Genomic DNA, 10,677 nt, shown 5'->3' with positions numbered 1-10,677 from the left:
CTGATTTATCAGAAGTTTTATTTAACACCACCGCCGATGGATGTGCATTCTACAGCATTCCCAATCCAACACAACCCCTTTTTTTAATTATTTTTCATTTTATCTATCACTTGTTTATTTATTCTTCTAAAACAGCACTTTTTCTTTAAAAATCTGCTTTTTTGCATAAAAACACAGCAATAAAAAACCAATACCCCATCATATATTCACTAAAACAACTAAAACGGCCTCTTGTATACCCTTAGCATTGTTATAAATGCAATTTAATAGAGATACGGCGGTTAAAATCTATATAAGGAGATAGATCACTTTTATCATTGAATAAAAACAGCAAACTATTCCCGATAAAGAGATCAATGTTCTGTCCCAACTCAAACAATACTTAGCCTTGCTAAAACCAACGCTATAAAACTCACTCTATAAAACCAACTCTATAAAATCGGGTTCGATAAAACCAAGCTTTATTTGTATTTGGATGTATGTCTATATAAGTCGAGTACAATCTATGGATCCCTACCACCATTAAAGACTATCTTAAAGCGGATTAGGGCTGGCGCCTTGCTCTAGATAAGCCAAGATCATCAAAGTTAATTCTTTTTTTAGCTGCTGTTCTGAAATTAGAAAATTATTATGACTGACATAACGCATCATGGTAAAAAGCGTACTATTGATAATCACAAAGGATTTATTTTTAAGTACTTCAAAACTCCAATGATTAAAAAAACGGCTAAATACATACAATCCCACTTCATAGAAATGCTTTTCTAACACTTTTGCTGCTTCTGAATTGTTATAGCCATGCCAATGTTTAAGCACTTCAATAAAAAAGCCACCATCGGCTTTCATCATGTCAAAACCGAATTGAAGACTAAGTGGAATGATTTCTTCTAAGCTCAATTCTTCTTGGCTAATCGCAATCTGTTTCAACGCAAGCCCCAGCTGCTCACTTTTACGACTTAAAAGCTCCTGAATAATTTCTTCTTTATTGCCAAAATACTGATAGATAGAACCAACACTGACACCTGATTTTTCTGAAATTTTGGGTGTAGTGACGTTGATTAAGCCATATTCAGCAACACATAATTGAGTTGCTTCCAAGATACTATCTACGACATTCCGAGCACGTTGTTGTTGTGGTTGTTTTCTCATCTTGCGGTTCACTCCAAAATGCGAATTGAATGCGAATAATTATTCATATTAGAGTTTGACTAAACAATAATCAGGTCGCGCTCAAAATGCAAACATTAATTAAGCCACAACGCCTTGCCTCATTTGAGACCATGGCACGAACAAATATGAAGTCTAAGCTTTTTTATTATTTTACAGACCAGCAGTTACAACCGAGTTATGACGAATATCTTTCACTCAATCGAGCCTTACAGACTGGTGATATCGCGATGGATAAAGTTATGGATTGGGTGATGACCAATCCTAGACAAAATAGAAAGCTTTTTGAAACAGCCTTGTATCAAGGTTTGGATAAACTTCCCAATGAAATCCCTGAATTAACTGATTTTTTTAAAATGGTTGAACAAGCGCCTACTTGGCTTGATCCAGCTAAAATTGAAACTGCGATCAAATTTACCCATCGTTTAGGGACAAATGGCACTTTTATTTTACGCGATGTGGCTTTAATGACGGGTTATCAATACCCTGGTTTTAATCAACCGTTAATTATGACAGGTGCTTTACATAAATACGCTGGAAAACGCTTAGCTGAAACCCACAAATGGTGGCTTGATGTCAATCAACAAGATAGTTTCTCTCGTTTTAACAATGGTTTTACTTCAACCATTTATGTGCGTTTTATTCATTCGTTGGTACGACATCAACTCAATAAATCCAAAGACTGGGATAACGATATCTGGGGAGCGCCGATCAATCAATATGATCAAGCCATGACCAATATCGCATTTAGTGCGGTGTTACTTCTCGGTGTCAGAGCCATTGGTATTTTTCCAAGCAAAACCGAATCAGAAGCCATAATGCATTTTTGGAAATATACGGGCTGGTTAATGGGAGTAGATGAAAAATGGCTAGTCAATAAAGAGTCTGACGCATGGAAACTACTGCAATGGATGAATTATGCCCACCCCAAGGCCGATGAAAGTAGCAAAGCTTTAGCCATCAGCTTATCCAAAGAGCCTTTTGAACGACACTACAAACACTTCAATTCCTTTTTGCAAAAAAAGGCCTATCAAAATCATTTGGATATTACTCAGTTTTTTATTGGGCAACGTAAAATGAAAAACCTAGGACTCAAGCCACGTACTTTGGCTTGGTATCCGCTTTATTTAATTGCAAAAAATACCCTGCTCTACCGGAGCGCTAAACATATCGACAAACTGGATCAATATTTACAACAGAATGGTCGTGCAGAACAAGAATATGCACTTGAGCTTTATCAAAATGCGGGGAAACAATTAGCGAGTATGCATCAGTAAGATCTACTCTCACTCTCCCGTACTTCATGATTAAATTAAATAGGAACACTCGAAAAGACAAGGGGAAGCCAATTGGCCTCCCCTTGTTTCACATTACATGACTTCGCGTCACTTTACTCATTGATCAATGAGAATGCGTTGCTTCAGAAGCCGAATGATCCATGTTTGGCATACTTTCATGACTCATCTTAGACATATCATGTTGCTGAGCTGCATTCTGTTTTTGGCTTGGCATATAGTCAGGCTCGTTGGTAATCGCCAAATAGAAGATTCCCATAAAAATACAGCTTAAAATAATTGCGATTATCAGCAATTTCCATCCCCAAAACGATTTTTCAGGTGACAACTTATTACTGTCATTACTCATAGAACATCCTCATATTTCTGTAAAAAATCAGTTTTAAATCAATTAAAATTTCATGCTAATACGAGCCCAATAATTACGCCCAGTATTATTAAATTGTTGAGTACCGACTTGACCATCCGCACCTACACCCAATTTGTTTAAATGCTCGGTATAGGTTTTATCTAAGACATTGTCGACACCAACAGCAAGATTTAGATCTTTTTGAATGTTATATGACGCATTCAATGCCAAGGTGGTAAAGCTTTTACTTTCACCAGTGTCATAACCGACAATATTACCTTGATTTAAGCTAATACGATCTTGTTTCGCCACCGCACGCCATAATAAACCTAAAGAATATTTATCTTGAACATAACGTAAATTCAAACGACCTTCTAAAGGCGCAATTTGTGGCAATGGTTTATGTGTATCGGTATTTTCGCCCCATGCATACATTGCACTTAAATCCGCTTGAATCGCATCAGTAAATTGATAACCGATCCCCGCTTCAGCACCCGCGATAGTTGCATCGACATTTTTTGCACCCGCACTAAATGATGAACCATGACTATGTCCATCCATCCCGCCCGTTGGATGATTATGATAACTCAATAAAATAAAGTCATTAATCAATCCTGCATATGCTGATGTCCACACACTCAATGCATCATGTTGGTATTGATAACCGAGATCCAACTGTAAAGTTTTTTCAGTGTTTAGATCATTAAACGTCGGTTTAGACATACCAGTATTACCATGTGCAGTACTGAATAGCTCCCAATAATCTGGAACACGTTCCACATAACCTAAACCAATATAAGATTTGGCATTATGTTCAGGAGATTGATTTTCTAAACGAATAAATGCACTTGGCAAAGTTTCTTTACGTTGATCATTCAGTTTTAATGCATCAATTTTAACTTGATCAATTCGTGCACCTGTCACCAATTTATAAGCATCATTGAATTGATAGGTCATTTCTCCGAAAGCACCATAAGATTGGAAGCGCATATCCTCTCTAAATGCAACATTCATGGATGGCATGGTCGGTGATGACATACTGCCACCATGTTTGTTCAGCTGAGAATCCACCCCAGTAATTAAACTGAGTTTATCCCATTCACTGGTCATGGCTAAACGACTATTTAAAGTACGACGTGTCACCTGCATTGCCATTGGATTCGACACCATTTGATGTGTATTCATATCATGTGTCATTGGTGGTGTACGTAAACTAAAGTTATCCATAATATGGTCGTTATAACTATAGTTCACTTGCCCTTCGAGCTTTTTAATCACAGGGCTTAAATTCTTCTTTTCAACACGTAAGCCTAGGCTTTCACGTGCAAATTGAGAACCATCCATGGTTCGGCCTGCGTATTCAGCCTCACCATCGGCTTTACCACCCGTCAGTTCAACCCATGTATCTTCATCGGGTGTCCAGCCTAAGGCTAAATCGGTATTCCAGCGCTCCCAAGAAGAAGGCACTTTATTACCATCACCATCCTCATAGCTGTTTGACTCAGAACGATTGGCATTGATACGCATATATTTTTTACTGTCACCTACAGCAGCTTCAATGTTGTGATCCAAACGTCCAAAAGAACCGACTAAAACACTGGCTTGACCTTGATAATTTTTATCATCTGTTAAGGTTGGTTTTTGACGTTCAAAAATAACCGTGGCTGCTGAACCTGTATTGGCATATTGAACCGTCTGAGGTCCTTTCACCACCGAAATACGGTCAAAACTTTCAGGTTGAATATATGACGTAGGTGCATCCATGCGTGCAGGGCATGCACCTAAATTTTCGGTACCATCTGTTAAAATTTTAATCCGTGAACCAAACATGCCGCGGAATGTGACATCTCCATTGGTTCCACCGCTTTTAATTGAATTAAAGCCTGCAATACTTTGCAAATAATCAGCACCATCTGTGGCAGGTACAGGTTGAATCGGTTGTTTTGGATCAGCATGAATAATCAAACCATTGGCATCATTATTTAACTGTGCTGTAACCACGATTGGAGCAAGTTGAGATGCATGTTCCTGGTCGTGTGCAAATGCCGCTGTAGAATAACAAGCAACACAAACCGCAGCCGCTAAAGGCTGTAAAAAGAATTGAGGTTGAGCCATTTTCTTTCTCTTAAATCATAAATTAAACAAGGCTGGAGTCAATGAAGACCCTAAAAATTAAGTTTTTGATTTATGCAAAAAGTGGCGGGGCTCGGCCTTGGGGAAGTAAAAACAAACGTTGCAATACAAAATAGACATGTCGAAATGCTTTTTGAAATGCAACCAGTCGCACTTGAATACGATCTAATATTTCTTTGATTTCAAGTTCAGGAGGTAAAACCAGATTGCCATAGACTGTACAGTATTGGCACTGGTGACCCGCATCATGGTGATGTGAACTTGGTTGCTCTGGCACTGCATGCTCAGCATGGGCCAACAGGTGGTCATGACTGGCAGCTTCATGTGCAGAAGATACAGATTGATGTTGATGATGGGTGCTATGTTGATGCTTTTCGTAGAAATGACTTTGTACTAAAGCTTGAGTAATAGTTTCACAGACCGGCGCAATTTGATATTGCTTCGGTAGCAAAGGCTGTAAAAATACAGCAATCTGTAAAAAAACTGCGGTAAAACCGAGCAGTAAACCTATTCTCAACAAAACGTTCGTCTCAACATTTTTCGAGCCAGAGTATAACAAAGCCCAAACAAAATTGGGCTTTGTATTGCAGGAAAATTTTAAAAGTTTTTAAAATTCAACTGACTCAGATCAACGTTTTGCTGGAACTTTTTGCTTTTCACGCTGACGAACCACTTTTTCCACTTTTTCACGCGCGCGTTGACGCTTTAAAGGGGATAAGTAATCCACAAATAATTTACCGTTTAAGTGATCCATTTCATGTTGAATACATACCGCCAATAGATCATCCGCTTCGACTTCAAAAGCTTGACCTTCAAGGTTAATTGCTTCAATTTTAACTCGTGACGGACGCTCAACTTTATCGTATATTTGAGGAACAGAAAGACAGCCTTCCTCATAAGATAAGGTTTCTTCTGTAAGCGGTGTTATTTTGGGGTTAATGAACACCATAGGTTGGTCTTTGTCTTCAGACAGATCCATTACGATAAGCTGAATATGCTGATCGACCTGTGTAGCAGCCAGACCAATACCTGGCGCTTCATACATGGTTTCAAACATGTCTGCTGCTAACTGGCGAATTTCATCAGTTACCACATCGACAGGTTTTGCAATGGTGCGTAAACGGGGATCAGGAAAACTTAAAATAGGTAATAAGGCCATACTGTACCCTCTGTTGCTATGCCATTGATCTTAAAACTAAATGAAGAATATGCTTCATTAAAAAAATGTGTGTAATATGCGTATTATAACGCATATAGAGACATAATTTTAGGAATTATGATAATGAAAAAGGTTTTAACTGGCATAACGAACTTTCATGCCAAGGGGTTCAAGAAACAATTACTTGCTGTGACACTATGTTTAAGTGCAGGATTCACTTACATGGAAATCACACACGCAAGTCCAAATACCAATCCACCTGCACTTAAATCCAGTGCACCCAATGTCTATGTGGTGAAACGTGGTGATACGTTATGGGATATTGCGGGGAAATTTTTAAGCAAGCCTTGGCGCTGGCCTGAAATCTGGGCAAGCAATAAGCATGTTAAAAATCCACATTGGATTTATCCAGGCGATAAATTATTGTTGTGTACTTTAGATGGTCGCCCATTGATTGGTATAGATGAAGGTGATGGTTGTGATGGAATTATCCGTCGTCATCAAGGTGGAACATCTTTACGCCCTCAAATACGCGTTGAATCCTTAAATAATGCGATTTCAGTGATTCCATTATCAGATATTCAACCGTGGTTAGAACACAGTATTGTGGTCAATCCTGAATCTTTACAGAACATCCCTTATACCATCGGTGCTGCTGATAATCGTGTGATTACGGGTGCAGGACAAACCGTTTATGCGCGTGGAAATGGCTTAGTCGTGGGTCAACGTTATGGGATCTATCGTGAAGGCAAACCCTATATTTTCCTCAATGCTGAAGGCAAAAAGTTTAATGCGGGCATGGAGTTAACTGAGGTTGCTTCTGCAACTGCGGCGGCTGGTGAAAATGATGTCACCACCCTTGAGTTAACCAAAAGTTATAATGCTGAAGTGCGTAAGGGCGACTATGTCCTACCAAGCTATGATGCCGAATTGCCAAGTTTATTCTATCCAACCACCACCAATGAAGTCACCAATGGCGGTAAAGTGGTTCGTGTACAGGGTTCAATTGGTACAGCAGCGCAATATAGTGTAGTCACCATTGACCGTGGAAGCTTACAAGGTGCTAAACCTGGACAGGTCTTTAGTATTTACCAACAAGGTGAAACGGTCCGTGACCCAAAAACCAAAGAGTCTGTGAAATTACCAAGCCAAAAAATTGGTACGCTGATGATCTTTAAGAGTTTTGATCACCTCAGCTATGCCTATATTTTGGAAAGTAATTTACCAATTAAAATGGGTGCTGAAATTAAACCGCCTGCAATTGCAGATAACTAAGTTTTTCATGATGTGATTTAAATATGTTGAAGCAGATATCCAATGACCAATATGATGCCATCAGACTTTGGTATTTGGTTCAACATTCGCTCAGCGCTTTTCGTAAATTAGAAACACACTTTGGTTCTATCGCAAAAGTGCTGCAAGCTGAAAATTTAAACTGCTGGTCTGAAGCCAAAATTCATAAAAACCATCTTGAAAGAGCCAGTGAATTTCTCACTGCGCTTGGGCAATCCAAATTTCAAGTTTGCTTCGATAAAATTCAACAACATACAGATTTTATTCTTTTAGATACTGACCCTCATTATCCTCAACAACTGTTACCTTATCCTGATCATCCGCCAATTCTATTTGGTAAAGGTGCATTTCAGAATCTAAGTCAACCGCAAATCGCCATCGTGGGTAGCCGAAAGCCAAGTCCGCATGGCAAACAAGTGGCTTATGATTTTGCTTACTATTTGAGTGAAAAGGGCTTTTTTATTACCAGTGGTCTAGCACTGGGAATTGATGCCGCTGCACATATGGGTGGACTAAAACACCATCGAACCATTGCGGTGATCGGTACAGGCTTAGATCTAGTTTATCCCAGTCAAAATAGACAGTTACAAGAACAAATTTTGCAGCATTCAGGAACGATTTTGACTGAATACCTGCCAGAAACTCAGCCTATTCAGCGCAATTTTCCCTATCGAAATCGGATCGTGAGTGGTTTGAGCTTAGGTGTTGTTGTCGCAGAAGCACAACTGGGTAGTGGCTCACTGATTACGGCGCAAGCTGCCGCAGAACAAGGTAAAGTGATTTTTGCAATTCCAGGGCATATTTATGGAGAGCATCATCAAGGATGTCATCAGCTCATTCGTGAAGGGGCCATTCTGGTTGATCATCCAGAACAGATTGTTGAAGATTTAGCACTTCCCACCCAATGGCATTGTGCACAACAGTCTGAATCACTATCCCCAATGCCAGAAATTCCCGAGCATTTATTTAAGCTGTATCAATTGCTGGATTGGATTGGGCAAGACTTAGATACGCTTGCTCAAAACGCAAATTTAGACATTGCACAACTCACAAGCGATCTTATGGAATTAGAACTTTTGGGTCACTGTATTCAACAATCTGGGCTGTACTTACGTTGCCGAGTCAGTTATTAAGGTTCACAATAGTGGCTTATTCCACGAAATGGCAAGGTAAACATAGATGATTACAACCTCAGTTGCTGAAGCTGCACAAATTCTTCAACAAGGTAAAGTCTTAGCTTATCCAACAGAGGCAGTATGGGGTTTAGGCTGTGATCCGTTCAATGAACAGGCTTTTTTAGAAATTTTAAGGCTTAAACAACGCCCTATAGAGAAAGGCGTAATTTTATTGGCAGGACAGCTCACACAAGTTGAGCATCTATTAACAGAAATTGACCCTATTATTCGTGAACAAATCATTCAATCATGGACGCAACGCTCTAGAACAGAACGTGCAACAACTTGGCTACTTCCAGCTGATGATAAAATTCCACAATGGATTAAAGGCCAGCATGCTCAGGTTGCGGTTCGTGTAACCAATCACCCTTTGTGCATTGCCTTATGTAATGCCTTTAATGGCTTTATTGTGTCGACCAGTGCAAATTCGGCAGGTTTAGAACCAGCAAGATCTTTACAACAAGCCAGTCAATATTTTGGTTCGGAATTGAATTATTTAAATGGTGATCTTGGTTTAAGTCGCGAGCCAAGCAAAATCATTGATGCATCTACAGCACAAGTGATTCGGGCTTAAACACGTTAAAATATTCATTCCAACATGAGTTCAGGGCCTGTTGGAATTTCATAAATGGCTTGCGTTGTAGGTTAAAATTGAGCATGAGACGTATACGTCGTAAAGCAGGAAACGAAGAGAATAGCGAGACTATTTTCGAGTTTCATAACGTAGGCTGAGATAATTTTAGCCACAACCCTGAGCAAGAACAAAGCATTGCTTTGTTTGCAGCGCAAGGCGTAGACGAATTGTCAACAGACCCTCAATATTGCCAATAAAAAGGCAAAAAAAAACTCAGCCACATATAGGGTTGGCTGAGTATAAAAAAGGATGCGTTAAACACATCCAGAGGGTATGAAAAATTCAGTGTAGAACAATTTAATTAAGAAATTCTTAATTCGCTACGATGAAAATATTATCCTATAAATTTTTTTTGAATACAAATATATTCTTCTGAACAATATCTGTTCATTTGAGTGAATTGCAAATGACTTGAATTTCAATAATAAAACTAAGTGTTTAAATTTGTTTTACTATTTGAATTTTCAATAGTTAAATCACTAATTCAAAAACAAATTTTGCTCAGATTTAATACTTAAAAAGCGTAAAAAATAAAGTTTTAAATGAACATTTTTCACTCAAAACACTTTAAATTTTAACTCAATAATGTACTTTTTTTGACACTAAGTGACTTTTTTTGTGCCAATGCAATTCCCACTAAAATGACAATACCACCAATCGTATGCGACATCGTCCAGGCCTCATGCAACCAGAAGTAGGCAATGATTGCAGTAAATACTGGCATTAAATTCATAAAAATGCTGGTTCGATTTGGACCTAGATATTGCACAGCCATCATCCACAATAAAGGTGCAACAAGAGAAGGTAATATACCCGCATATAAAACGCTAGCGACATTACCTTGGTTAATCGCATCAATGCCATAATAAAGCACAAATGGTAAATGGTAGACCAAGGTCAGTGCAATTTGCACATAGAGACTCAGCAGTAATGGAACTTTCAATTGCCATTTTTTTAGAAAGACCCCATAAAAAGCATAAAAGAACACAGCCAAGACCATGATCAAATCACCAGAGTGCCCTGCCAATTGAGTCAAGTTGCTAAAATCCCCTCGGCCAATCACATACAGTAAACCAAGAAAAGACAAGATACTGCCGACAACAGCGAAGCGATTGGGGATTTCACGTAAAATAAGAATCGAAACAAAAATGGTAAATACTGGAATAAAGGCGTTGATAATGCCCATATTGGTTGCTGTGGTGTAATGCGCTGCGCTATATGCCAAGCCTTGATACAAGAACATACCAAAAGCACTCAGCACGACAAATTGCATAAAATGTTGCTTAACCAAATGACGTTGCTTCCACACTTGGGGCAACATAAATGGGGTCAAAATAATAAATGCCACTAACCAGCGATAAAAGCTAATACTGACAGGTGAAATATAATCCGAAACATAACGTGTAACTGCAATATTCATTGACCAAATCAATACTGCAATGATCGGTAAACTGATTGCCCACCACATGGGT

At 38.8% G+C, this 10,677-nt stretch carries 10 protein-coding genes; 4 read left to right on the top strand and 6 right to left on the bottom strand.

The window, feature by feature from the left end:
- Nucleotides 1–534 precede the first annotated feature (534 nt).
- Nucleotides 535–1,149: a TetR/AcrR family transcriptional regulator gene (locus tag ASC84_RS22050; protein WP_056518385.1), complete on the bottom strand. Its 615-nt coding sequence runs from the start codon at nt 1,147–1,149 to the stop codon at nt 535–537.
- 86 nt (nt 1,150–1,235) lie between these two features.
- On the opposite strand from ASC84_RS22050, the gene ASC84_RS22045 reads away from it, so the two are divergent.
- Complete coding sequence (locus tag ASC84_RS22045; protein ID WP_056518383.1) at nt 1,236–2,444, top strand: oxygenase MpaB family protein; 1,209 nt, start codon at nt 1,236–1,238, stop codon at nt 2,442–2,444.
- A 124-nt stretch (nt 2,445–2,568) separates the two neighbouring features.
- Here ASC84_RS22045 and ASC84_RS22040 read toward each other — a convergent pair whose 3' ends face one another.
- The 4 genes from ASC84_RS22040 to def form a co-directional block, all read right to left on the bottom strand.
- Nucleotides 2,569–2,811 carry a hypothetical protein gene (locus ASC84_RS22040; RefSeq protein ID WP_056518382.1) on the bottom strand — a complete coding sequence of 81 codons (243 nt, stop codon included), beginning with the start codon at nt 2,809–2,811 and terminating at the stop codon, nt 2,569–2,571.
- Nucleotides 2,812–2,853: 42 nt separating this feature from the next.
- The gene (locus ASC84_RS22035; protein WP_056518380.1) at nt 2,854–4,926 is read right to left on the bottom strand and encodes a TonB-dependent copper receptor; all 2,073 of its coding nucleotides are present in this window, start codon (nt 4,924–4,926) and stop codon (nt 2,854–2,856) included.
- Nucleotides 4,927–4,996: 70 nt separating this feature from the next.
- Entirely contained in the window at nt 4,997–5,464 is a 468-nt protein-coding gene (locus ASC84_RS22030; RefSeq protein WP_056518379.1) for a DUF2946 family protein, read from the bottom strand.
- 108 nt (nt 5,465–5,572) lie between these two features.
- Nucleotides 5,573–6,103 carry a peptide deformylase gene (def, locus tag ASC84_RS22025; RefSeq protein WP_004723400.1) on the bottom strand — a complete coding sequence of 177 codons (531 nt, stop codon included), beginning with the start codon at nt 6,101–6,103 and terminating at the stop codon, nt 5,573–5,575.
- A 123-nt stretch (nt 6,104–6,226) separates the two neighbouring features.
- Here def and ASC84_RS22020 point away from each other — a divergent pair, with 123 nt between their 5' ends.
- The 3 genes from ASC84_RS22020 to ASC84_RS22010 are packed head-to-tail and all read left to right on the top strand — an operon-like array spanning nt 6,227 to nt 9,145.
- Nucleotides 6,227–7,378 (top strand): LysM peptidoglycan-binding domain-containing protein, encoded by a 1,152-nt coding sequence (locus ASC84_RS22020; protein ID WP_056518377.1) that lies wholly within the window; start codon nt 6,227–6,229, stop codon nt 7,376–7,378.
- A 23-nt stretch (nt 7,379–7,401) separates the two neighbouring features.
- On the top strand, nt 7,402–8,529 hold the full coding sequence (gene dprA / locus ASC84_RS22015) for a DNA-processing protein DprA (protein WP_056518375.1): 1,128 nt from the start codon (nt 7,402–7,404) through the stop codon (nt 8,527–8,529).
- A gap of 46 nt (nt 8,530–8,575) precedes the next feature.
- Entirely contained in the window at nt 8,576–9,145 is a 570-nt protein-coding gene (locus tag ASC84_RS22010) for an L-threonylcarbamoyladenylate synthase (RefSeq protein WP_056518373.1), read from the top strand.
- 634 nt (nt 9,146–9,779) lie between these two features.
- Here ASC84_RS22010 and ASC84_RS22005 read toward each other — a convergent pair.
- Nucleotides 9,780–10,673 carry a DMT family transporter gene (locus ASC84_RS22005; RefSeq protein WP_004823721.1) on the bottom strand — a complete coding sequence of 298 codons (894 nt, stop codon included), beginning with the start codon at nt 10,671–10,673 and terminating at the stop codon, nt 9,780–9,782.
- Between the last annotated feature and the right edge of the window lie 4 nt (nt 10,674–10,677).

The organism is Acinetobacter sp. Root1280, from assembly GCF_001425285.1.
Classification (GTDB): domain Bacteria; phylum Pseudomonadota; class Gammaproteobacteria; order Pseudomonadales; family Moraxellaceae; genus Acinetobacter; species Acinetobacter guillouiae.
The sequence above is the reverse complement of the archived record's forward strand: the minus strand, read 5'-3'. Positions and strand labels throughout refer to the sequence as shown.

Excerpts from the sequence above, each read along its gene's own strand:
- ASC84_RS22050 (WP_056518385.1), bottom strand. The coding sequence starts at position 1,149 with ATGAGAAAACAACCACAACAACAACGTGCTCGGAATGTCGTAGATAGT.
- ASC84_RS22045 (WP_056518383.1), top strand. The coding sequence starts at position 1,236 with ATGCAAACATTAATTAAGCCACAACGCCTTGCCTCATTTGAGACCATG.
- ASC84_RS22040 (WP_056518382.1), bottom strand. The coding sequence starts at position 2,811 with ATGAGTAATGACAGTAATAAGTTGTCACCTGAAAAATCGTTTTGGGGA.
- ASC84_RS22035 (WP_056518380.1), bottom strand. The coding sequence starts at position 4,926 with ATGGCTCAACCTCAATTCTTTTTACAGCCTTTAGCGGCTGCGGTTTGT.
- def (WP_004723400.1), bottom strand. The coding sequence starts at position 6,103 with ATGGCCTTATTACCTATTTTAAGTTTTCCTGATCCCCGTTTACGCACC.
- ASC84_RS22020 (WP_056518377.1), top strand. The coding sequence starts at position 6,227 with ATGAAAAAGGTTTTAACTGGCATAACGAACTTTCATGCCAAGGGGTTC.
- dprA (WP_056518375.1), top strand. The coding sequence starts at position 7,402 with ATGTTGAAGCAGATATCCAATGACCAATATGATGCCATCAGACTTTGG.
- ASC84_RS22010 (WP_056518373.1), top strand. The coding sequence starts at position 8,576 with ATGATTACAACCTCAGTTGCTGAAGCTGCACAAATTCTTCAACAAGGT.
- ASC84_RS22005 (WP_004823721.1), bottom strand. The coding sequence starts at position 10,673 with ATGTGGTGGGCAATCAGTTTACCGATCATTGCAGTATTGATTTGGTCA.